Annotated in this window: 16 protein-coding genes; 8 read left to right on the top strand and 8 right to left on the bottom strand. The window is 72.4% G+C overall.

Translation table 11 applies throughout. The annotated features are described in order from the left end of the window. Positions 1 to 69: 69 nt before the first annotated feature. The gene (locus LPC08_RS21710) at positions 70 to 2,220 is read left to right on the top strand and encodes a malate synthase G (protein ID WP_230450312.1); all 2,151 of its coding nucleotides are present in this window, start codon (positions 70 to 72) and stop codon (positions 2,218 to 2,220) included. 677 nt (positions 2,221 to 2,897) lie between these two features. On the opposite strand, the gene LPC08_RS21715 is transcribed toward LPC08_RS21710, so the two are convergent. Then, complete coding sequence (locus LPC08_RS21715) at positions 2,898 to 6,032, bottom strand: glycosyltransferase (protein WP_230450313.1); 3,135 nt, start codon at positions 6,030 to 6,032, stop codon at positions 2,898 to 2,900. A gap of 307 nt (positions 6,033 to 6,339) precedes the next feature. Between LPC08_RS21715 and LPC08_RS21720 the strand changes: the two genes are divergently transcribed. Then, entirely contained in the window at positions 6,340 to 8,013 is a 1,674-nt protein-coding gene (locus LPC08_RS21720; protein ID WP_230450314.1) for a Na/Pi cotransporter family protein, read from the top strand. Between the two features lie 384 nt (positions 8,014 to 8,397). On the opposite strand, the gene LPC08_RS21725 is transcribed toward LPC08_RS21720, so the two are convergent. Next, positions 8,398 to 9,660: a M20/M25/M40 family metallo-hydrolase gene (locus LPC08_RS21725; protein WP_230450315.1), complete on the bottom strand. Its 1,263-nt coding sequence runs from the start codon at positions 9,658 to 9,660 to the stop codon at positions 8,398 to 8,400. A gap of 133 nt (positions 9,661 to 9,793) precedes the next feature. Between LPC08_RS21725 and LPC08_RS21730 the strand changes: the two genes are divergently transcribed. After that, on the top strand, positions 9,794 to 10,720 hold the full coding sequence (locus LPC08_RS21730) for a LysR family transcriptional regulator (RefSeq protein WP_230450316.1): 927 nt from the start codon (positions 9,794 to 9,796) through the stop codon (positions 10,718 to 10,720). 618 nt (positions 10,721 to 11,338) lie between these two features. Then, positions 11,339 to 11,662 (top strand): hypothetical protein, encoded by a 324-nt coding sequence (locus tag LPC08_RS21735; protein WP_230450317.1) that lies wholly within the window; start codon positions 11,339 to 11,341, stop codon positions 11,660 to 11,662. Positions 11,663 to 11,862: 200 nt separating this feature from the next. On the opposite strand, the gene LPC08_RS21740 is transcribed toward LPC08_RS21735, so the two are convergent. Then, the gene (locus LPC08_RS21740) at positions 11,863 to 12,735 is read right to left on the bottom strand and encodes an SDR family oxidoreductase (RefSeq protein WP_230450318.1); all 873 of its coding nucleotides are present in this window, start codon (positions 12,733 to 12,735) and stop codon (positions 11,863 to 11,865) included. Positions 12,736 to 12,848: 113 nt separating this feature from the next. Between LPC08_RS21740 and LPC08_RS21745 the strand changes: the two genes are divergently transcribed. After that, on the top strand, positions 12,849 to 13,736 hold the full coding sequence (locus tag LPC08_RS21745) for a hypothetical protein (RefSeq protein WP_230450319.1): 888 nt from the start codon (positions 12,849 to 12,851) through the stop codon (positions 13,734 to 13,736). A 523-nt stretch (positions 13,737 to 14,259) separates the two neighbouring features. On the opposite strand, the gene mobA is transcribed toward LPC08_RS21745, so the two are convergent. Next, the gene (mobA, locus tag LPC08_RS21750) at positions 14,260 to 14,907 is read right to left on the bottom strand and encodes a molybdenum cofactor guanylyltransferase MobA (RefSeq protein ID WP_230450320.1); all 648 of its coding nucleotides are present in this window, start codon (positions 14,905 to 14,907) and stop codon (positions 14,260 to 14,262) included. 178 nt (positions 14,908 to 15,085) lie between these two features. Here mobA and LPC08_RS21755 point away from each other — a divergent pair, with 178 nt between their 5' ends. After that, positions 15,086 to 15,601, top strand: coding sequence for a LysM and BON domain-containing protein (locus LPC08_RS21755; RefSeq protein ID WP_230450321.1), 516 nt, complete (start codon positions 15,086 to 15,088; stop codon positions 15,599 to 15,601). Between the two features lie 37 nt (positions 15,602 to 15,638). Here LPC08_RS21755 and def read toward each other — a convergent pair whose 3' ends face one another. Then, positions 15,639 to 16,193, bottom strand: coding sequence for a peptide deformylase (gene def, locus LPC08_RS21760; protein WP_230450322.1), 555 nt, complete (start codon positions 16,191 to 16,193; stop codon positions 15,639 to 15,641). A 55-nt stretch (positions 16,194 to 16,248) separates the two neighbouring features. Beyond that, positions 16,249 to 17,616, bottom strand: coding sequence for a 4-aminobutyrate--2-oxoglutarate transaminase (gabT, locus tag LPC08_RS21765; protein ID WP_230450323.1), 1,368 nt, complete (start codon positions 17,614 to 17,616; stop codon positions 16,249 to 16,251). A 183-nt stretch (positions 17,617 to 17,799) separates the two neighbouring features. Here gabT and LPC08_RS21770 point away from each other — a divergent pair, with 183 nt between their 5' ends. Beyond that, a complete protein-coding gene (locus tag LPC08_RS21770) occupies positions 17,800 to 19,341 on the top strand; it encodes an acetolactate synthase large subunit (RefSeq protein WP_230450324.1) in 1,542 nt (513 codons plus the stop codon). Positions 19,342 to 19,814: 473 nt separating this feature from the next. Here LPC08_RS21770 and recA read toward each other — a convergent pair whose 3' ends face one another. Beyond that, positions 19,815 to 20,855 carry a recombinase RecA gene (gene recA / locus LPC08_RS21775; RefSeq protein ID WP_230450325.1) on the bottom strand — a complete coding sequence of 347 codons (1,041 nt, stop codon included), beginning with the start codon at positions 20,853 to 20,855 and terminating at the stop codon, positions 19,815 to 19,817. A gap of 169 nt (positions 20,856 to 21,024) precedes the next feature. Next, positions 21,025 to 22,560, bottom strand: a complete 1,536-nt coding sequence (locus LPC08_RS21780; protein WP_230450326.1) for an ATP-binding protein — start codon at positions 22,558 to 22,560, stop codon at positions 21,025 to 21,027. A 162-nt stretch (positions 22,561 to 22,722) separates the two neighbouring features. Between LPC08_RS21780 and LPC08_RS21785 the strand changes: the two genes are divergently transcribed. Further along, a complete protein-coding gene (locus tag LPC08_RS21785; protein ID WP_230450327.1) occupies positions 22,723 to 22,968 on the top strand; it encodes a hypothetical protein in 246 nt (81 codons plus the stop codon). Positions 22,969 to 23,071: the final 103 nt, after the last annotated feature.

The following is a 23,071-nucleotide window of genomic DNA, read 5'->3' on the forward strand; positions in this document are numbered from 1 at the left end:
GCCCCTTTGCCGCCTGGCGGGAAGGCGGGTATTGCGCGGGATGTTACGGGCTCACGGAGGAGCGGGACGATGGCATTGGGCGTGGCGCTGAAGGTGGCTCCGGAGCTGCAGGCCTTTGTCGAGCGCGAGGCGATCCCCGGCACGGGTGTCTCGCCCGAGGCATTCTGGTCCGGGATGGAGAAGATCCTGCTCGACCTCGCCCCGCGCAACGCGGCGCTGTTGCAGCAGCGCGACGGGCTGCAGGCGCAGATCGACCTGTGGCACCGCGAACACCCCCAGCGCCCGGTGGAGGCCGCTGCCTACGAGGCCTTCCTGCGCGAGATCGGCTACCTGCGCGATCCGCCGGGCGAAGTGGTGGTGGCCACGCAGAACGTGGACCCGGAGATCGCTTCCATCGCCGGGCCGCAGCTCGTCGTGCCGGTGAACAACGCCCGCTATGCGCTGAACGCCGCCAATGCCCGCTGGGGCAGCCTGTACGACGCGCTCTACGGCACCGACGCCATCCCGCAGGAGGGGCCGAAGGCCAAGGGCTACGATCCCGCGCGCGGCGCCAAGGTGATCGCCCGCGCCCGCGCCGCGCTGGACGAGGCGGCGCCGCTGGCCCAGGGCAGCCACGCCGATGCGACGGGCTACGCGGTGAAGGACGGGGCGCTGGCGGTGACGCTGAAGGGCGGCGCCGCGACCGCGCTGCGCGACCCGGCGCAGTTCGTCGGCTATTCGGGCGAGGCGGCGGACCCGTCGGCCGTGCTGCTGCGCAAGAACGGGTTGCACCTGGAGATCGTCTTCGACCGCGGCAGCGCGATCGGCAAGGACGACGCGGCCGGCATCTCCGACCTCGTGCTGGAGAGCGCGCTCTCCACCATCCAGGATTGCGAGGATTCCGTCGCCGCCGTGGATGCCGCCGACAAGGTGCTGGTCTACCGCAACTGGCTCGGCCTGATGAAGGGCGACCTGGTCGAGAGTTTCGAGAAGGGTGGCAAGATGGTCACCCGCAGGCTCAACCCCGACCGGTCCTGGACGAAGCCCGACGGCGGCACGCTGACCCTGCCGGGCCGCTCCATGATGCTGGTGCGCAATGTCGGCCACCACATGATGACCGATGCCGTGACCTTCGAGGGCAACCCCGTCCCGGAGACGATCCTGGACGCGATGGTCACCTCGCTGATCGCGCTGCACGACATCGGGCCGAACGGGAAGCACCTGAACTCCCGCGCCGGCTCCGTCTACATCGTCAAGCCCAAGATGCACGGGCCGGACGAGGTGGCCTGGGCGGTGGAGCTGTTCGGCCGCGTCGAGGACGTGCTGGGCTTGGCGCGCAACACGCTCAAGATGGGCATCATGGACGAGGAGCGGCGGACCACCGTCAACCTCAAGGCCTGCATCGCCGCGGCACGGGAGCGGGTGGTGTTCATCAACACGGGCTTCCTCGACCGCACCGGCGACGAGATCCACACCTCCATGGAAGCCGGCCCCATGGTGCGCAAGAACGACATGAAGGCGCAGCCCTGGATCAAGGCCTACGAGGAGAACAACGTCGACACCGGCCTGGAATGCGGGCTGCGCGGCAAGGCGCAGATCGGCAAGGGCATGTGGGCCGCGCCCGACGCCATGGCGGACATGCTGGCACAGAAGGTCGGCCACCCGAAGGCCGGCGCCAACACCGCCTGGGTGCCCTCTCCGACCGCCGCCACGCTGCATGCGCTGCACTACCATCAGGTGGACGTGGCGGCGCGGCAGGAGGAGATCGCGGCCGGCGGCCGCCGCGGCCGGCTGGAGGACATCCTGACCGTCCCCCTGGCGGCGAGCACCAACTGGGCCCCCGCCGATGTGCAGGCGGAGCTGGACAACAACGCCCAGGGCATCCTCGGCTATGTCGTGCGCTGGGTGGACCAGGGCGTGGGCTGCTCCAAGGTGCCCGACATCCATGACGTGGGCCTGATGGAGGACCGCGCGACCCTGCGCATCTCCGCCCAGCACATCGCCAACTGGCTGCGCCACGGCATCGCCACCGAAGGGATGGTGATGGAGACGATGAAGCGCATGGCCGGGGTGGTGGACCGCCAGAACGCGGGCGACCCGAACTATACCCCCATGGCGCCGGGCTTCGATGGACCGGCCTTCAAGGCGGCCTGCGACTTGGTCTTCAAGGGCGCGGCCCAGCCCAACGGCTACACCGAGTTCATCCTGACCGAGCGCCGCCGCGAGGCGAAGGCGGCGTAGCGCGAGAGGGCCGGCGGGCGGGCCGCGGCACGCCGCCCGGACCCTGTCTCTGGGTGCGCACCGTCGGCGGGATGACCTGCCCCGTTGTGCTGTGGTGTTCCAGCTGCGGACCGGGAGGGGACGCCGTCCCCTCCCAGACCCTCCCCTGCCGGGGCCACAAGCGGGCCCCGGACCCCGCTGGGAGTTGGCTCTACAGGGCTGCCGTCAGCCTGCGGGCTGAACCCTGACGGAACACGGACCGGCGGGACTCTGGAAAAGCTTCAGAGGGCGTCCGCGAGTGCGGAGGCCGTACCCGCCGAGGAGCCATGCTCCTCGGCGCCTCGACCCTGTCTCAAGCTGTCCCGCGGCAGCGCTGATCGGGTCCAGGGCCCGCAGGGTCCTGGCGGAGTGGGGGTACGGGGGCGAGGCAGAGCCTTGCCCCCGGGCAATCAGCACCACGCCGGCACGGATCAAGGCATCGCGCCATCCGTATCAGAACTGCCAGTCGCCGTGGGACAGCAACAGAGCGACGCCGAAGTCCTGCGCGGCGTCGACGCCGTTCAGCGCCTCGCGCGGGGCGGGTTGAAGAGGCGGATCGTGCCGGGGTGCAGCGGATCGCCTGGCAGCCTGAAGCTCATGCTCGTGGTGAAGCCCGTCTCCTCTGGCAGCCGCTGCGGGTTCCGTGGCTCCCTGGGCGTTCAGCCGACTCCCCTTGCGGCGAAGATTTCCCGCAGCCGGTGCGCCGCGATCCGGCCGACATTCCCGGGGCCGTAACGCTCCTCCACCAGCAACCGGCCTGCGCGGGCACGGGCGGCGGCCTCGTCGCGATGCCCGAAGACGCGGCGCATGGCCTCGACGCTGGCAGCCTCGTCCGGCTCCGCCCAGACCTGGCCGGCGGCGTGGACGTAGTCGTCATCGGCCAGCGGGCGCAGGCTGTAGGGGACGGGATAGCCGGTCCGTTCCGAGAGGAAGTCGGTGCTGCCGGAATAATCCGTCCCGATCACCACCTTGCCGAGTGCCATGGCCTCGACCATGCCGAAGCCGAAGCCCTCCGCCCGGTGCAGCGAGACGTAGCAGTCGGTGGCCGCAATCAGGGACAGCATCTCGTCCCGCGTCAGGGATTCGTCGATGATCTCGATGCGCCCGTCATACTGCGCCGCCGCGCGCAGCTGCCGCCGCACCTTCGGGAAATGGTCCGGATGGCCGGTCGTCTTGATGATCAGCCGGACGGGGGTGGCCGGGTCGGGGAAGGCCCTGCGGAAGGCGCGCACGACGCCAAGCGGGTTCTTGCGCTGCGGGAAGGAGAAGTAGTCGAAGGAGAAGAGGAAGTGGAACTGCCCCTCCTCCAGGCCGAAGTGACGGCGCCCGTCGAGCTGCGGCGCGGGCCGCTCGACACAGGGCGGGACGACGGTGATCGGCCGGTCGAAGATGGTGCGGAAGCTTTCGGCCACGAAGGCATTGGGTGCCCAGATCTCGTCGATCCGCTCCAGCGGCGTCCGCCAGGCCTCCGGCGCGCGGCTCAGCTCCCAGTAGGTGCGCAGGATGTTGTGGCTGCGGGCGAAATGATCCGCGCTGACATGGCGGAAGACGTTCGGCAGCTCGTCCGGCATCACCTCGATGACGTTGACGGCATGCGTCTTCGTCTCGTCGTAGCGCTCCGTCATGTAGGGGACGGTGCGGCGCCCCTCGACCCCGATGCCGAAGGGGTAGATGCTGAACTGCGTCTCCGTCCGCGACAGGGCGAGGGCGAGGCCGCGCAGCGACTGGCCCAGCCCGAGTTGCGCGTCGATGTAGCCGATCAGCAGCGCGGAATCCGGCAGTGGCGCGCGACCGGGCCGCAAGGGTGCCGCCAGCTGCCGGGCCGGCTGCAGCCGTGCCGATAGCGAGCGGCCCAGGCGCAGGACCTGCCCCGAGCGGTGGGTGAGGAAGGCGCCCAGTTCCCCGGCGACCTGACGGCCGGCGAAGCCGAGGCCGCGCTCCTGCCAGACCTCGCCGAACTGCGACACCAGCCGGCCCATGGTGCGGACGCGCCGCGCCGCGATGGGCCCGAGGCGGCGCCCCACGGAAGGCGGAAGCTGCACCGCCGCGGGACCCGCGGCGACCGCCTGGGTCGCCGGGGGGCCGGCCTCCAGCCGTCCCAGCACCGGCGCGGGGTCCTGGTCCTGCAGCCGGGTGAGCGCCTCGTAGAGGCCCATGGTGGTGTGGCGCAGGGTGGCGGCGTTGCGCACGCGGTAGAAGCCCGCCTCGGCCAGCGCGGCGCGGCCGGCGGCGTCGAGGCGAAGGCTGTCCTCCAGGCACGCGAGGAGCCGGCCCGCATCGGCCGGCGCCTCGGCGAAGCCCAGCGCGCCGCCGACCGCAAGCTCCGACACCGGCCCCTTCTGGCCGACGAGGCAGGGCACGCCGCAGGCCAGGGATTGCAGCGCCGCGAGGCTGGCCGCCTTGCCGCGGGCGGCGAGGATCGTGAACTCCACGCCGCGGTAGAGGGGCGCGAGCGTCTCGGCCGGCAGCGGCGCGAGCAGGTCGTGCACCTCGACACGTGCCGCTTCGTGGCGCGCGATCTCCACCGGCCCGGCGCGGAGGGCGACATCCGGCGGGTGGCCGAGCACGTCGCGCAGCCCCTGGCCGAGCAGCACCAGGCGCGCGTCCCGGCCGCCGGCGACGAAGCGCTGCCAGGCCTCCAGGAGCGCGCGCAGCGGCCCGCTCTGCTGCCCGTGGACGAAGGCGAGGTAGGACGGCGCCTGATGCAGGCGGCGGGCCGGGCCCCAGGGGTGGAAGATATCCGGCTCGATCCCCAGCGGCAGGCGGAGGCAGTCCGCCAGGCCCTGCGCAGCGAAGGCCCGGCGCATGGTCTCGGAGGTGGCGAAGACGGCGCGGCAGGCCTGTCCCTGGTCGATCCAGCGCCCGGGAATGCGGTCGCCCTCATAGGTGGTGAGGAGGTAGCCGGGCGAGGCCACGGGCACGGGCGAGACCAGCAGCTCCGGCGCCTCCGCCTCGATCATGCCGTAGTGCCGCAGATAGGCGTGCAGCGCGTGGTCCAGCGCGTCGTGCCCGCGTCCCGCCCGATCCTGCGCGGGCGTGTGGCGGACGGCGTAGCCGAGGTGCTTGCGCGCGAAGTAGCGCTTGTTCCTCTCGATGTAGCGCGTCTTCCTGTCGAGCTTCTCGCGGTTCATCGTCGAACTGGAGTAGTGCTCGATCTGCGAGGCGGGGAGGTAGGCACAGCCATAGCCTGCCCGGCGCAGGCGGAAGCCGAAATCCGCATCCTCGTGGTAGAAGCCGTACTCGTCGTCGAGGAAGCCGATCTCCTCGATCGCGGAAAGGCGCACCAGCGCGCAGGTCAGCTCGCAGAAATCCGCCTCCAGCCGCCGCACCGCCCCGTCCACCGGCTGCACGTCGTGCAGGAAGGCGACCTGTTCCAGGTTCCAGGAGACGCGGACGGAGAGCACCGGCTCGTCCAGCGTCTCGTCGATGATCACCTGCGACGGCGTGACGATGCCCAGCCGCGGGTCGCGCTCCATCTCCGCCAGGAGCTCGGCCAGCACGTCGGTGCGGAAGGTGATGTCGTTGTTGGCGACGCAGACGAAGGGGAAGCTGCGCTCGCGGGCGAGGCGCGCCGCGATGTTGCAGCCCTGGGTATAGCTGTGCGGCTGCCCCAGCTGCACCAGCTCCACCCCCGCCTCCGCGCAGACGCGCGCGGTGTCGTCCGTGCTACCCTGGTCGAGGACGACGACATTGGACGGCTTGAACCGCAAGGTCGGCAGCATGCGGGCGAGCAGGGCGCCGCCGTTGATCGACGGAATCGCCAGCAGGATCTTGTCGCACCACGCTTCGGTCATCGGATAGCCGGTTCCCACCCCATCCTGCGCGTCCTAGGGCTGCAACGCACGGCAGGCATCCGAAACGCATGAGCTGGTGCGATACCGCTCCGAACCGGCCTTAACAAGGACGGGCGGTAACGGGTGACGCCACACCTTCTCGTGCTTCGCGGGCCCACCGCCCGGTGGCGGGCAGGCGGGGTCTTCACTCGCGCCGGGCTGGGGGAGCGCCTCTCGCGAGCCCCTGCGGGGTGACCTATGTTGGATACTGGCGTTGTTTTGCTCCAGCAGCCATGCTGGCTGGAACAGCCGTTCCAGGAAATGGGAGGTGAACGAGACCTTGGGCGCATTCCGGCTGCTGATCGAACTGGCGGGCGAGGCGGCCCTGTTGCTCTATGGTCTCAGCCTGATCCAGCGGGGCGTCGAGCGGGCCTATGGCGCCGCGCTGCGCGAGGGGCTGGGCCGGGCGCTACGCGACCGCTGGCGCGCCTTCGCCGCCGGGCTGGCGGCAACGACCGCGCTGCAATCCTCCACTGCCGCCGGGCTGATGGTCGGCGGGCTGCACGCCGCCGGTGCGCTGGGGCTCACCATGGCCCTGGCCGCGATGCTGGGGGCGAATGTCGGCACCGCCCTGATCGTCCAGGCCCTGTCCTTCGACGTCAGCACCCTGGCCCCCGCCCTGATCCTGCTGGGCTGGGCCGCCATGCGCCGCGGCCGGCGCGCCCGCACTCGGGATCTGGGGCGGGCGGGGGTCGGGCTGGGCCTGATGCTGACCGCCCTGCACCTGATGATCGTGACGATCCAGCCGGTCGAGGAATCCGGCACGCTGCGCGCCCTGCTGCCTCTGCTGGACGGCGCGCCGTTCATCGCGCTGCTGCTGGTCGCCGGCCTGGCCTGGGCGACCCATTCCTCCCTGGCGGCGGTGCTGCTGGTGGGCTCGCTGGCGTCCACGGGGGTCCTGTCGCCGGAGACGAGCCTGGCCATGGTCGCGGGGGCCAATCTGGGCGGGGCGGTCCCGCCGCTGCTGGCCGTGCGCCATGCCGGTCGCGGCACGCCGGACCCTGCCCGGCTGCGCCTGCCGGTGGGCAACCTGCTGAACCGCGCTGTCGGCGTCGCCCTGACCCTGGCGCTGCTGCCCTGGCTGGCCGGGGCGCTGAGCCACCTGCATGGCAGCCCGGCCCAGATGGTCGCCAACGCCCATCTGGGCTTCAACCTGGCGCTGGCCGTGCTCTTCCTGCCGTTGCTGGACCCGCTGGCCGCGCTGCTGCGCCGGCTCCTTCCTGCCCTCGCGCCCGAGGCGGATGCCGGCGCCGCGCGCTACCTGGACGATGCGTCGCTGGCCACCCCCGCCGTTGCCCTGGCCAATGCCTCGCGGGAGGTGCTGCGCGTGGCCGATACGGTGGAGGCGATGCTCCGCGCCTCCTCCGAGGCGCTGCAGCGGGGCGACCGCGATGCCGCCAAGTCGGCCGGCGCCCTGGACGACGTGGTGGACCGGCTGCACGGCGCCGTGCACGCCTACCTCGCCCGCCTGCCGCGGGAGTCGATGCCGGAGAACGAGGCGCAGCGTCTGGCCGAGATCCGCCACTTCGCCATCGCGCTGGAGCATGCAGGCGACGCCGTGGACCGCGGCCTGATCCGGCACGCCACCCGCCGCGCCCGGCGCGGCATCCCGCTGTCCCCGGACGAGGCCGCGCGCCTTGCCGCCTTGCATGAGCGGCTGGTCGGTCAGCTCCGCCTTGCCGTCGCCGTCTTCATGCTGGAAGACACCGAGGCTGCCCGGCAACTGGTGCGGGAAAAGGAGTCCTGGCGCGAGGCCGAGCGCGAGGCCGCCGACCACCTGGCCGAGACGGGGGCCGAACCCTCCGCCACCGCGAGCCTGGCGCTGGACGTGATCCGCGACCTGAAGCGGATCGCCGCCCACTTCGCCACCGTCGCCTACCCGTTGCTGGAACGCCAGGGCGAGCTGCGGACGACCCGCCTGCGCGCGGCAAGCATCGGGTAGCCCGGCGCGGCGGTCGCCCCGGCGCCCCGGCGTGGGACCGGGAGGGGACGCCGTCCCCTCCCAGACCCTCCCCGGCCGGGGCCACAAGCGGGCCCCGGACCCCGCTGGGAGTCTGGCTCTACGCGGTGGGCGTCAGTCTGCGGGCTGGACCTTGACGGAACGTGGACAAGCGGGACTCTGGAAAAGCTCCAAAGGCGTCCGCGAGCGCGGACCACGTACCCGCCGAGGAGCATGGCTCCTCGGCGCCTCGACCCCGTATCAGGCTGTCCCGCGGCAGCGCCGATCGGGTCCAGGGCCCGCAGGGTCCTGGCGGAGTGGGGGTACGGGGGCGAGGCAGAGCCTTGCCCCCGGGCCACGGGCGCCAATCCGGCAGGCATCAGCGCATCAGGCCACGCCGGCGACGGCCATCACCACGCCGAGGGCGGTGGCGATGCCTGGGGCGCTGACCGCCGGGTCCACGTCGATCCACTCCTCCAGGGAGTGCGCCCGGTCGCCGTGGCAGCCGGAGGCGACGGTGACGGCGGGGATTCCCAGGCTGATGGGGATGTTGCTGTCCGTGGAGGACGCTTCCAGCACGGGCGCGAAGCCGCGCGCGGCGATCACCGCGGCGGCCAGGCGGGCGATGCGGGAATCTGGCGCGGTGGTGCCGGCGGGGCGGTCGCCAATGGGCTTCGCCTCCACCGTGATGCTGCCCTCGCGCGTGCTGCGGGCGGCGTTCTCGTCCGCCACCGCTGCCGGCAGGATGGCCAGGAACTGCTCCTCCAGCCGCGCCAGCTCGGCCGCCGATTCCGAACGCAGGTCCACCTCCATCCACGCTTCCTCCGGGATGGCGTTGATCGAGGTGCCGCCGCCGATCCGCCCGATCGAGTAGGTGGTTTTCGGCTGCGCGGGCACCTGGATGCGCGACAGGCCGTCCGCGGCGCGGGCCAGGGCGAAAGCAGGGTTCACCAGCCCGAAGGCGCCGAAGGAATGCCCGCCAGGGCCGCGGAAGGCGACGCGGTAGCGCTTGCTGCCGACCGCCCCGGTGACGAGCCGCGCCGTCTCCAGCCCGTCGATGGCGACGAAGGCGGCGATCGCGTCGCGGTGCCGGTTCTCCCGGAACAGGTGCTTCACCCCGCGCAGGTCGCCCTGTCCCTCCTCGCCGACCGAGGCGGTGATCAGCAGCCCGGCCCGTGTCCGCACCCCCGCCGCGTCCAGCGCGCGCACGAAGGCGAGCAGCACGGCGAGGCTGCGGCTGTTGTCGCCCACGCCCGGGGCCATGAGCTTCGTGCCCTCGCGCCGCACCGTCACGTCCGTGCCGGCGGGGAAGACCGTATCGAGATGGGAGCAGACGGCGACCAGCCCGGCGGCGGGGTCGGTGCCGGGGCGCAGGCCGGTGACGTTGCCCTCCGCATCCGTCTCCACCTCGGTCAGCCCGTGCGCGCGCAGCATCTCCGCATAGGCACGGCCGCGCTCCGCCTCGCCGAAGGGCGGGGAGGGGATCTGGGTGATGCGGACGATGTCCTCGACGATGCGGTCGTGGTCGTCGCGGATGAAATCGGCGACGCGCCGGAAGGTGTCGCCGCCCAGCAGTGCCGCCGCCTCCCGGGTCGCGTCGGCCTCGGCCAGCGGGGCGGCGAGGCGGCTGCGCGTGGTCGCGTCATCCATGGTCGGGGGGTCCTTCCGTTGAGCGGCGCGGAAGCTGTTCCGGCGTCCCTGCCGGGTCAAGCGCCGCGGGCGGGGGCAGCCCTTCCTACCATCGCGGCGCCGTGGACAATGCGGCCATCCGGGGAGGGGCCGCATGACCGAAGCCGCCAGGGCGCTGGCCTGGGACGACTTCCGGCTGATCCTGGCCGTCGCCGAGACGCGTGGCCTGCCGGCCGCCGCGGCGCGGCTGGGGGTGAACCATTCCACCGTCTTCCGCCGGCTGAAGCAGATCGAGGAGGCCATCGGCACCCCGCTCTTCGAGCGCCATCGCGGCGGCTACGCGCTGACCCAGGCGGGCGAGGAGGTGGCGGCGCTGGCGGCGCGGGTGGATCAGGACATCACCGACGTCACCCGGCGGCTGGCCGGCCGCGAGCCGGAGCCGTCGGGCGAGCTGCGCGTGACCACCAGCGACAGCCTGCTGGCGGACCTGCTGATGCCGATGCTGGCCCGCTTCCGCCGGCGCTGCCCGCTGGTCCGGCTGGACCTGGCGGTCGGCAACACGGAGCTGAACCTGTCCCGGCGCGATGCCGACGTGGCGATCCGTGCCACCGAAGCCCCGCCCGAGACCCTGGTCGGCCGTCGGGTGGCCCGCATTGCCTGGGCGCTCTATGGCCCTGCCGGGGCGTTCCCGGCGGGGGCGGACGGGCGCGACCTCGCGGCAGAGGCGGATTGGGTCGCGCTGGGCGACACGATGGCGGCGCTGGCGCCGATGCGTGACCTGCGCCGCAGCGTCGCGGCGGAGAGGATCGCCTGCAAGGTGAACTCCGTGCTGGGGGCGACGCAGGCGATGGAGGCCGGGCTGGGGATCGGCCACCTGCCCTGCTTCGTGGGCGATTCGCGTGCCACGCTGCGCCGGCTCTCGCCGCCGGAACCTGCCCATGCCGCCGACCTCTGGCTGCTGACGCACCCGGACCTGCGTCATGCGCCAAGGGTGCGGGTGCTGCTGGACTTCCTGGCCGAGGAGGTGGCAGCCCAGCGACCCCTGATCGAGGGGCTGCGGCCACGTGGTGAGGGAGCGTGATCCCGAAGGCGGGATGACCCGACCCCGTGGTGCTGTCTTGGTCCGGCGGCGGACCGGGAGGGGACGCCGGCCTGCGGCATCGACGCCGTGCGTCGATCCCCGTCCCAGACCCTCCCCTGCCGGGGCCACAAGCGGGCCCCGGTCCCCGCTGGGAGTCTGGCTCTACAGGGCTGCCGCCAGCCTCCGGGCTCAGCCCTGACGGCGCGCGGACAGGCGGGACTCCAGAAGAACTTCGTAGGCTTTCAGTGAGGGTAGAGGCCGTACCCGCCGAGGAGCCATGCTCCTCGGCGCTGTGACCCCGTATCAGGCTGTCCCGCGGTAGCACTCATCGGGTCCAGGGCCCGCAGGGTCCTGGCGGAGTGGGGGTATCGGGGGCGAGGCAGCGCCTTGCCCCCGGGGAACCGGTGCTACGCAGGCGCTGATCAGGGCATGGCGCCGTCCGCACGACGCCACCGGCCTTGGCAGGGACAACCGGGGCGCTGGGTGGGCGGGGCGACGTGGCTCATCAGATATACCGACAATTTTGATCGGATTTTCAGCAATTCCAGAGATGGTTGGGTGGGAGCATATCGCCGTCACCGACGGGCAATCGGGCTCGTCGCCTCAAGGACCGGAACGATGTCCCGCTTCACAGCTTCCCTGACCGCCGCCGCCCTGGCCCTGACGCTGGGTGCCGCCACGGCGCAGGCCCATGACGTCCTGGACCACTCCAACTCCGCTTCCGCCACCGGGAGCCCCTTCGTGGCGGCGGTGCCGGTCACCCAGAACAGCACGGGTGCCTCGCCGGCCGATGACAGCCGTTCCGCCTCGGCCGTGGGCAGCGCCTTCGGCACGGTGGTGCCGACGTCCCACGCGAACCGTGGCCAGGCCACCGACTGGAGCAACTCGGCCTCGGCGACGGGGGGCGTGCCGGCTTATCGCCGGGCCGCCCGGCTCGGCTGAGCCGATGCAAACCGCGGCGACGAGGGACGGCCCGCTCTGGTGCACGCTCCTGTCCTCCTGGCTCGCCGGAGCAGGCGATCGGCCAGCGCGGGAACGGCCCATGGGCCGTCTCCTCGCCCTCGGTTGAAGGGCTCGTCCGGCCGCAAACGGCCCCGGGGATGGCGCCATCCCCGGGGTCCTGATCGTCGGGAGCGGCGGGATCAGCCGTTCACCACCTCGCCGCCATTGGGATGCAGGACCTGCCCGCTGATGTAGGAACTGTCGAGATCTGAGGCGAGGAAGATGTAGGAGGGCGCGACCTCGTCCGGCTGGCCCGCGCGCCCCATCCTTGCGCTGGAACCGTGGCTTGCCGTCCGCTCCTCGTCGAAGGAGGCGGGGATCAGCGGTGTCCAGATCGGCCCGGGCGCCACGGCATTGACCCGGATCTTCCGGGACTCCCAAAGCTGGCCGGAGAGGCTGCGCGTGAAGGCGACGATGGCTCCCTTGGTCGAGGCATAGTCCACCAGATGGGGGCTGCCGCGATAGGCCGTGACAGAGGTGGTGTTGATGATCGCCCCGCCCTTCGGCATGTGCGGCACCACGTACTTCGCCGCCCAGATATAGCCGAGGATGTTGGTGCGGAAGGTGCGCTCGACCAGCGCCTCGTCGATCTCCGCGATGTCCTCGCACTCGTGCTGCTCGGCGGCGTTGTTGACCAGCACGTCGATCCGGCCGCCCAGGAACTCGGCCGCGCGGCCGATGGCACCGGACATGAAGGCGGCATCGCCCACGTCGCCCGCGATGGCCAGGCAGCGCCGGCCCTCCGCCTCGATCAGCCGCTTCGTCTCGGCCGCGTCCTGCGTCTCCTCCTTGTAGAGGATGACGATGTCCGCGCCTTCCTTCGCGAAGCCGATGGCAACCGCGCGGCCGATGCCGGAATCTCCCCCCGTCACCAGCGCCGCCTTGCCCTCCAGCTTCGCCGAAGGCTTCCAGTCCCGCATCGCCGATTCCGGCCGGGGGCGCATCTCCGCCTCGATGCCGGGCTGGTGGTCCTGGCTCTGGGGGGGCTGCAGCGTCTTGTTGCGCTCCGGCATGACGGTCCGATCCTCGGCTGACCGCATGGAAACGGCCCAGCGCACCGCGGGCTTCACCCTTGGTCAACCGGAACGGATCATGATGCCGAGCGGAACGGCAAGGAGGCGACGGCATGGCGGTGCAGGCGGATGGCCGTGCGGGCCAGGTTCCGGCCTCGGCCGTGGCCCAGGCGCGCAAGCCGGTGGCCAAGACGGCCGACTTCAAGAACAGCTTGGCCCGCGCCCAGCTGCCCTTCGCCATGCCGGCCCTGGCCCGGACCGCGCCGCGGAACGGCCCCGTGGCCGCCGCCGGCACCCCGGCGCAGCCCGCCGCGCCCCGGGCCGGCGGCCCCGCCGCGGCCCTGCTGGCGCAGGAGGCGCGGGGCACCGCCACCCCGGCGCGACGGGTCGCCCTGGCCGTTCCGCGCCCCGCCGCACGGCCTCCAGGGCAGGCGGACACCGGGGATTCCGTGCTCCGGGCGCGCATCGCCCTGTTGGAGAGCGGGCGGGAACCCAACCAGGGCTACGCCGCGCGCAACGCCCGCTCGGGCGCCCTGGGCCGCTACCAGATGCTGCCGATCGCACTGCGCGACATCGGGTGGCAGGACGCGCAGGGCCGATGGACCGCCGCCGCCGCCCGCCAGGGCGTGACCAGCGAGGCCAGCTTCCTCGCCAACCCCTCGGCGCAGGAGGCGGCGATGGATGCCTATCTGCAACGCAAGACAGCCCAGCTTTCCGCCAACGGCGCCCTGACGGCCGTGGGAACCACCGTCATCGGAACGGACGGCCGCGCCGTGCCGCTCACCGAGGCCGGGTTGATCGCCGCCGCCCACCGCCGCGGCGCCGGCGCCGTGGCACGCTGGCTGGAACATCGCCGCAACAACCCGGAAGCCCCCGCTCCGGCCGCCCAGCGCGTGGCCTTCGCCAATGTCGAGCAGCGGCTGCGGGACTTCGCGGCGATTCCCTATGGGGCGGATGCCCTGCTCGCGGCCCGGCGCGGAGCGGGCCAACCGGCGATCTGATCCGCGCGGCGTGGTGCGTTGACGTTGGCCGGCGTGGCGCCCGTGGCCCGGGGGCAAGGCGCTGCCTCGCCCCCGTACCCCCACTCCGCCAGGACCCTGCGGGCCCTGGACCCGGAGGGTGCTGCCGCGGGACAGCCGGACACGGGGTCGATGCGCCGAGGAGCATGGCTCCTCGGCGGGACCGGCCGCCGCACTCACTGACGCCTTTGAAGCTTTTTCGGAGTCCCGCCTGTCCGCGCTCCGTCAGGGTTCAGCCCGCAGACTGACACCCACCGCACAAAACCAACTCCCAGCGGGGTCCGGGGCCCGCTTGTGGCCCCGGCAGGGGAGGGTCTGGGAGGGGACGGCGTCCCCTCCCGGTCCTCCGCCGGAACTCCACAGCACGACAGATCAGGGCATCCTGCCATCCGATGATGGGGGGAAAGGCGCGGGCTTTCCCGCTCCTGACCCAACGAGGTCCGGGCGAGCTTGTAGCCCTGGTGGCGGGGTTTACGGGGGAGGGGAAATCCCCGGGCCGCGGGCATCAAGGCGGCGCGCAGCCGGGCTGGCTCCTCCGGAGCCGGGCTTCCGCCTCGGCCAGTTCATCCGGCGTGTTCGGGTTGAAGAAGGGGTCGGCGGCTCCGCCCGGCCATTCGGCGGTGGCGCAGCCGTGCTGGGCGGCCCATCGGCTGACCTTGCGCTCGCCGGCGGCAAGGGCGGCGCGCAGGGCCTCTCGCAAGGCGACGGGCCAGAGGGCCACGGGAGGGTGGGAGACACCGCCGGAGGCGGCGCAGGCGAGGGGGAGGCCGGCTGCCGTCCGGGCGGCATGCAGGCGCGGCACCAGATCCGGCGGCAGGAAGGGGGAGTCGCCGGGCACCGTGACAACCCACTGCAGTTCCGGCCGCTCCGCCACGGCCCAGTCCAGCCCGGCCAGCACGCCGGCCAGCGGGCCGAGGTGGCCGGGCAGGCTGTCCGCCCGGACGGGCAGGCCCCAGGCGGCGAAGCGCGCCGGATCGCCATGGGCATTCAGCAACAGGGCCGTGACCTGGGGGCGCAGCGCCGCGACCACCCGGTCCAGCAAGGGAAGGCCGCCCAGCAGGCGCAGCGGCTTGTCCCCGCCGCCCATCCGGCGCGCCAGGCCGCCGGCCAGGATCACGCCGAGGGTCGGCGGCCCTTCCGCCGGCCTATTCATGCCGGCCGCGGCCGGGGGAGCCATCCCTGCGATCGGGCTCCGTCACGGCGCCAGCCGGCCGGGACAGGGGCCCGGGAGGGGGAATGGGACCGGGCAACCACTGTCCCGAAGGCGACGTTGCCTGCCCGTCGGCCGGGGCGCATCCCGGCACTGGGACGATCGACTGGAGGAAGACATCATGGGCTTGTTCTCGTTCCTGGAGAGTGTGGGCAAGGCGCTGGGGGTCGGCGGGGCCGCCGCCGCCACGCCCGCCCCGACCCCCGAGGCATTGAAGGCGGAGCTGGAGAAGCTGGGCCTGCCCACGCAGGGTATCGAGATCGGCGTGGAGGGCGGCACCGTTACCCTGCGGGGCACGGCGCCGGCGGGCGACGTGCGCGAGAAGATCGTGCTGGCCGTCGGCAACGTGCAGGGCATCTCGAAGGTCGACGACCAGCTCGCCGCCCCGGCCGGAGCCGCGCCGGAGGCGGCCCCCGCCGCTGCTCCGGCGGCCGGCGCGCCCACGGGCGAACAGGGGCCCGCTGGCAGCGCCTTCTACACGGTGAAGAAGGGCGACACCCTCTCCGCCATCTCGAAGAGCTATTACGGCGACCCCAACAAGTATCAGCAGATCTTCGAGGCCAACCGGCCGATGCTGGAGCATCCGGACAAGATCTACCCGGGCCAGGTGCTGCGCATCCCGCCCAAGGCCGCCTGATCCGCCGCGCGCCGGTCTCCGCCCCGGGGGCCGGCGCTCAGCGTGACGGTGCTGTAGGAAGGGGCTGGCCCAGGTAGCGCGCCACCTCCTCGTTGAAGCCCATCAGCCCGAAATCGGTCATCCGCATCGGGTAGAGGATGCCGTCCAGGTGGTCGTTCTCATGCTGGACGACGCCGGCATGGAAGCCCTCCACCTCGGCCGAGACGGCGTTGCCGTCGCAATCCACGCCCGAATAGCGCACCCGGCGGAAGCGCGGCACGGCGGCGCGCAGCCCGGGGATGGAGAGGCAACCCTCCCAGCGCAGATGCGTCTCCTCGCCCACCGGCTCCACCACCGGGTTGATCAGCACGGTGTTGCCCACGGGCACGTCGTCCGCCGCGCCGCTGCTGCGCTCCGGCAGGACGCGGAAGACGAAGAGGCGCAGCGGCACGTGCACCTGCGGGGCGGCGAGGCCGGCGCCGGGCGCGTCCTCCATCGTCTCGAACATGTCCCGCACGAGGCGCCGTATCTCCGGGGCGCCGGGGTCCTCGACCGGGCGGCAGCGTTCCAGCAGCACCGGGTGCCCCATGCGGGCGATCTTCAGGATGGTCATGAACGTCTCCCGCGCGGAGGGAGGCGCCGGCCCCGTGGCCGGCGCCCGGCCGGCATCAGCCGCCGACGCGCTCCGCCACCAGCTCGCGCATCGACTCGCCCAGGATGTCCATCCCCTCGTTCAGCAGCGCGTCGCTCGCCGTCAGCGGCACCAGGAAGCGGATGACGTTGCCGCGCACGCCGCAGGAGAGCAGCACCAGCCCCTTCTGCGCGGCGCGCGCCACCAGGGCACGGGTCAGGTCCGGATCCGGCTTGTCCGCGTCGCCGCCGGAGACCAGTTCCATCGCCACCATGGCGCCCAGCCCGCGGATGTCGCCGATGATGCCGGTGAGGCTGTTGGTCTGCCGCAGCTCCTCCAGCCGGCGCTTGATCAGCGCGCCGATCTGCTCGGAGCGCTCGCAGAGCCCTTCCTCCTCGATCACGTCCAGCACGGCGTTGCCGGCGGCGCAGCCGAGCGGCGAGCCGCCATAGGTGCCGCCCAGCCCGCCAGGGCCGGGCGCGTCCATGATCTTCGCCGTGCCGGTGACGGCCGAGAGCGGGAAGCCGCCGGCCAGCGACTTCGCCATGGTGACGAGGTCCGCCTCCACCCCGGCATGCTCGAGCGCGAACATCTTCCCGGTGCGGGCGAAGCCCGTCTGCACCTCGTCCACGATCATCAGGATGCCGTGCTCGTCGCAGATGCGGCGCAGGCCCTGGAGCAGCTCCGGCTGGGCGACGTAGAAGCCGCCCTCGCCCTGCACCGGTTCGATGATGATGGCGGCGATGCGCTTCGGGTCGATATCGGCGCGGAAGAGGGTTTCCACCGCCTCCAGCGTCTGCGCCACCTCCTTGCCGTGATACGCGACCGGGAAGGGCAGGTGGTAGATGTCGGCGGGCATCGGGCCGAAGCCGGCCTTGTAGGGCACGACCTTGCCGGTCAGCGCCATGCCCAGCAGGGTGCGGCCGTGGAAGGCGCCGGAGAAGGCGATCACCCCGGGCCGGCCGGTGGCGGCGCGGGCGATCTTCACCGCGTTCTCGATCGCCTCGGCCCCGGTGGTGAGGAAGATGGTCTTCCGCTCCGGCCCGCGCACGGGGACCATGCCGTTCAGCCGCTCGGCGAGGCGGATGTAGCTCTCGTAGGGCGTCACCTGGAAGCAGGTGTGGGAGAAGCTCTCCAGCTGCGCCGCGACGGCGGCCTTCACCTTGGGGTGCATGTGGCCCGTGTTGACCACTGCGATGCCCGCGCCGAAGTCGATGTAGCGCCGGCCCTCGACATCGGTGATCTCCGCGTTCTCCGCCTTGGCCGCGAAGACGGGAAGCTGGGTGGAGACGCCGCGCGGCACCGCGCTCTCCCGGCGGGATTGCAGCTCCGCGTTCGTCGGCCCTTCGGGAATTGCGCCCCCGGAAGTAAGGCCTGTGCGATCGCCGGTGATGGTGGTGCCCATGCTCTCCTGCTCCGCGGCTGGGATATGGCGGGACCATGGCCCTCCCGCCGGGTGGGGGCAAGGCCGGGGCAGGGACGTGCGGCCGGCCCCCGGCTTGTCGCCTGCACCGGCCCCGCGCAACCTGCGCCCGACATGGGCACCCGCCGCCACGCGCGGGGCCGGACGAGATGCGGAGGATACGCGGTGAACGGTGCCGAAAGCCTGGTCCACACCCTTCTGGCCAGCGGGGTGGACACCTGCTTCTCCAACCCCGGCACCAGCGAGATGCACTTCGTCGCGGCGCTGGACCGCATCCCCGGGATGCGCTGCGTGCTGGGATTGCAGGAGAACGTCGTCACCGGCATGGCCGACGGCTACTGGCGCATGTCGGAGAAGCCCGCCTGCACCCTGCTGCATTGCGGCCCGGGCCTCGCGAACGGGCTGGGCAACCTGCACAACGCCCGGCGCGGGCGCTCCGGGATCGTCAACGTGGTGGGGGACCAGGCGACCTACCATCGCCCCTTCGACGCGCCGCTGACGGCGGATACGGAGGCGCTGGCCCGCACCGTCTCCGCCTGGACCCGCACGGCGGCACGGTCGTCCGAGGTGGGGCGCGACGCGGCGGTGGCGGTGCAGGCGGCACGGACCTCGCCCGGGCAGGTGGCGACGCTGATCCTGCCGGCCGACACCGCCTGGGACCCGGATGGCAGGGTGGCGGAGGCGCTGCCCGTCCCGCCGCCCCCGCCGCTGGACCCGAAGGCGGTGCAGCAGGCGGCGCGGGTGCTGCGGGAGAAGAGGAACGTGCTGATCCTGCTCGGCGGCAAGGCGCTCCGACCGGGGGCGCAGGCGCTGGCCTGGCGCGCGGCGCAGGCGACGGGGCACCGGATCATGGCCGAGGGCTCCAACGCCCGTCACCCGCGCGGCCGCGGGCGGCTGCCGCTGGAGCGCGTGCCCTATCCGGTGGACGTGGCGATCGAGGCGCTGTCCTGGGTGGAGCACCTGATCCTGGTGAACGCCCGCGCCCCGGTCGGCTTCTTCGCCTATCCCGGCAAGCCGTCGGTCCACTACCCCGAGACGGCGCAGGTCCACGTCCTGGCGCGCTTCGAGCAGGATGGCGAGGCCGCCCTGCGCGCCCTGGTGGAGGCGCTGGGCGCCCCCGAGGCCGCCATCCCCGACCCCGGCCCGCGCCCGGAGATGGCGCGCGGCGCGCCCACGCCGGAGGGGCTGGCCCGGACGCTCGCGGCGGTGATGCCGGAGGAGGCCATCATCGTGGACGAGAGCGTCTCCTTCGGCCGCGGCTTCTTCAAGGAAACCCAGGCCGCGCCGCCGCATGACTGGCTGATGCTCTCGGGCGGCGCCATCGGCGACGGCATGCCGATGGCGACCGGGGCGGCGATCGGCGCCGGCGGGTCGCGCCGCGTCATCAACCTCCAGGCGGACGGCAGCGGCATGTACACGCTGCAATCGCTCTGGACCCAGGCGCGCGAGAAGCTGCCCGTGACGACGGTGGTGCTGGCGAACCGGAAGTACGCGATCCTGCTGGGCGAGTACCAGGGCGTCGGCGCCAATCCCGGCCGGACGGCGATGGACATGATGGACCTCGGCAACCCCGACCTCGACTGGGTGAGGCTGGCCGAGGGGATGGGCGTCGAAGCGGCCAAGGCGACGACCCTGGAACAGTGCGGCGACCTGATCGCCCAGAGCACAGGGCGGAAAGGGCCGTTCCTGATCGAGCTGGTGATCTGATACGGACGGCGGGATGCACGGAGTCCGTGGTGGGGTGGCGTAGAGCCCGTGGCCCGGGGGCAAGGCTCTGCCTCGCCCCCGTACCCCCACTCCGCCAGGACCCTGCGGGCCCTGGACCCGATCAGCGCTGCCGCGGGACAGCCGGATACGGGGTCACAGCGCCGAGGAGCCATGCTCCTCGGCGGGACCGGCCACAGCATTCGCTGACGCCTTTGATGTTTCTTTCAGAGTCCCGCCTGTCCGCGTTCCGTCAGGGTTGAGCCCGGAGGCTGACGCTACCGGAAGCACCAAACTCCCAGCGGGGTCCGGGGCCCGCTTGTGGCCCCGGCAGGGGAGGGTCTGGGAGGGGACGGCGTCCCCTCCCGGTGCCGACGCCCGAACACGGCAGCACGACGGGTCACGACATAACGGATCGGGAGCCCTGGGGAGAGGCGATGCCTTTCCCCAGGGCCGTAGGTGCTACGCTGCGGCGCTCATTCCGCCGCGGCGGCGGTATCGTCCGCGTCGGGGCTGGTCAGCATCGTCTCGGTGACCTGGCCGGCCTGGGCGCGGATGCGCTGCTCGATCGAGGCGGCCAGTTCCGGGTTGTCGCGCAGGAACTGCTTGGCGTTCTCGCGGCCCTGGCCGATGCGCTGGCTGTCGGCGGAGAACCAGGCGCCGGACTTCTCGACCACGCCGGCCTTCACGCCGAGGTCGATCAGCTCGCCCACCTTGGAGATGCCCTCGCCATAGAGGATGTCGAACTCGACCTGCCGGAAGGGCGGGGCCATCTTGTTCTTCACCACCTTCACGCGGGTCTGGTTGCCCACCACCTCGTCGCGGTCCTTGATCTGGCCGATGCGCCGGATCTCCATCCGCACGGAGGCGTAGAACTTCAGCGCGTTGCCGCCTGTCGTCGTCTCCGGGTTGCCGAACATGACGCCGATCTTCAGCCGGATCTGGTTGAGGAAGATCATCATGCAGTTCGAGCGGCTGATGGAGCCGGTCAGCTTGCGCAGCGCCTGCGACATCAGGCGGGCGTGCAGGCCGACATGGCTGTCGCCCATCTCGCCCTCCAGCTCCGCCCGCGGCACCAGCGCGGCGACGCTGTCGATCACCAGCACGTCGATGGCGCCGGAGCGCACCAGCGTGTCCGCGATCTCCAGCGCCTGCTCGCCCGCGTCGGGCTGGCTGATCAGCAGGTTGTCGATGTCCACGCCGAGCTTCTTGGCATAGCCCGGGTCGAGCGCGTGCTCGGCGTCGATGAAGGCGCAGGTGCCGCCCTTGCGCTGCGCCTCGGCGATGGCGTGCAGCGCCAGCGTCGTCTTGCCCGAGGATTCCGGACCGTAGATCTCGACGATGCGGCCCTTCGGCAGGCCGCCGATGCCCAGCGCCATGTCCAGGCCCAGGGAGCCGGTGGACACGACCTCGATGTCGGCCATGTCCTGCTTGGCGCCCAGCCGCATGACCGAGCCCTTGCCGAAGGCCCGCTCGATCTGGCTCAGAGCCGCATCGAGCGCCTTGTTCTTCTCCATCCTGCCCCCTGTTCGCCCCGTCCTGGGGCGGTCCCTGCAACCGAAGGTCGAAGTATTCGACGTTCTGCGACTTTAGGTGACTGCGCTTGACTTGTAATCAGCCCGCACGTCCTGGCCTGCGGCTGCATAGCCTGTCGAGTTCCTATTATGTTCACTTTCGAGTCGGAGTTCAACCATTCCCTGGACCGGGCATGGCCGCCCCGCGGCGAATCAGGGCGATCAGGTCCTGCGGCCGGTACGGCTTCGACAGGAACTCCGTCCCGGGCTCCACCCCCCCATCCAGGGCCGCCTCGGCATAGCCGCTGACAAGAATGACCCGCAGCCCCGGCAGGCGGCGACGCGCCTCCCGCGCCAGGCCGGTGCCGTCGAGGCCGGGCATGGCGACGTCGGTCACCATCACCGCCGGCACGAGGCCATCTTCCAGCAGGGCCAGCGCCTCCTCCGCATCCCCGGCGCCATGGACCAGCATGCCGGCCCGCGTCAGGGCACGCTCCACCAGCCGGCGCAGCGGCACCTCGTCATCCACCAGCAGCACCGGCAGCGACCGGTCCTCCGCCACCGGGGCCGGGGCGGGAGGGGGGGGCATGGCCACCGCGGGGACAGGCCCCTCGTGGCGGGGCAGGTGGATGCGGAAGCTGGTGCCCTCGCCCGGCCGGCTGGCCACCTGCAACACGCCCTGGGACTGGCGCACGATGCCCAGCACCGTCGCCAGACCCAGCCCGGTGCCACCCTCCGCCCCGCGCGTGGTGAAGAACGGCTCGAAGACCCGTGGCAGCACCTCCGGCGGGATGCCCGGCCCGGTATCGGTGACCGAGAGGACCGACCAGCGTCCGGGCGGCAGGGTGTCCGGCACGCCCGGCTCCTCCCGCAAGGCCACCAGCGCCTCCGTGGCGATGGTCAGCCGCCCGCCGGCCGGCATCGCCTGCCGGGCATTGGTGGCGAGGTTCAGCACGACCTGGTCCAGCTGCACCGGATCCACCAGGGCCCGGCGCCCCGGCGCCCCGGGCCGCAGCTCCAGCCGGATGCCACGGCCGAGCAGCGGCCGCAGCAGCGGTTCCAGCGCCATCACCGCCTCGTCCAGCACCACCACGCGGGGTTCCAGGTACTGCCGCCCGGCCAGGGCCAGCAGGCGCCGCACCAGCCCGGCGCCGCGATCGGCGGCCTCCAGCAGCGGGTCCAGCTCGCCGCGCAAGGCGGGCGCCTGCTGCCGCGCCGCCTCGGCCGCGGAGACGATCACGGAGAGCAGGTTGTTGAAGTCGTGCGCGATGCCGCCGGCGAGCTGCCCCACGGCGCGCAGCCGCTCGCCCTCCTCCGCCCGCTGGCGGAAGCGCCGGCGCTCGGACAGATCCTCCAGCAGCAGCAGGCGTGCGCCTTCCGGAAGCTGACGCAGGCGGGGCGCGACCAGCGGCGCCTCGCTGCCGTCGGGGCCGCTCAGCGAGGCCTCGAAGGGCGTGACGCCGCCGCCCGCCAGCCAGGCCAGGGCGCCCGGACGCTCCGGCGGGGCGAAGAGGCGCTCCGGCGGAAAGGGGGGCGTCACCGGCACGGCCGGGCCCAGCAGCTCACGTAAGGCGGGGTTGGTGGCGGCAACCTGCCCGGCGGGGTCGAGCAGCGCGGCCGGTTCCCGGATCGCCTCGAACAGGGTGCTGAAGCCCGCTTCCGCCGGCTCCTGGCGGCCTCCCAGCCGCCACGTGCTCCATGGCACCATGCGCACCGCCCTCTTGCCTCCCCCATGGTGCGGTTCCGTCCCGGCCGCGGCAACCGGACGCCACGTTAGGCGGGCCCAGTGAGGATTTGCTTTATGCTGCATTGCAGCATAAGTTGGCGGGACCTCGGGCCTCGGCCTGGAGAACGGAGAGGAGCGCCGGGGATGACCCGATTCGTTGCCGTGCAGGTCCGGGACTATCGGATGCATCAGATCGAGGTCACCGATCACGGCAAGGCCGGCTGCACCGTCCTGATCCGCCCCCCGAGCCGCCTGGGCGGCGTGCGCGAGGTGACGCGGGACTCGACCACCGTGACGCTAGGTGACCTGCTCAACCGCGCCAAGGCGGAGATCGATGCGGTGATGGGCCCCAAGCCCCGCCCGCCGATCCGCCGCGGCGGCTATCGCTGAGGCGCCGCCCCGTCGCCGCAGCGTCAATTCGGCGGCGGAATCTCTTATTTTGTTCTGACACCGAATTCACTTGTGCGGTGCGCCCGGGCTTCGCATCGTCCGC

Source organism: Roseomonas sp. OT10, assembly GCF_020991085.1.
Taxonomy (GTDB): domain Bacteria; phylum Pseudomonadota; class Alphaproteobacteria; order Acetobacterales; family Acetobacteraceae; genus Roseomonas; species Roseomonas cutis.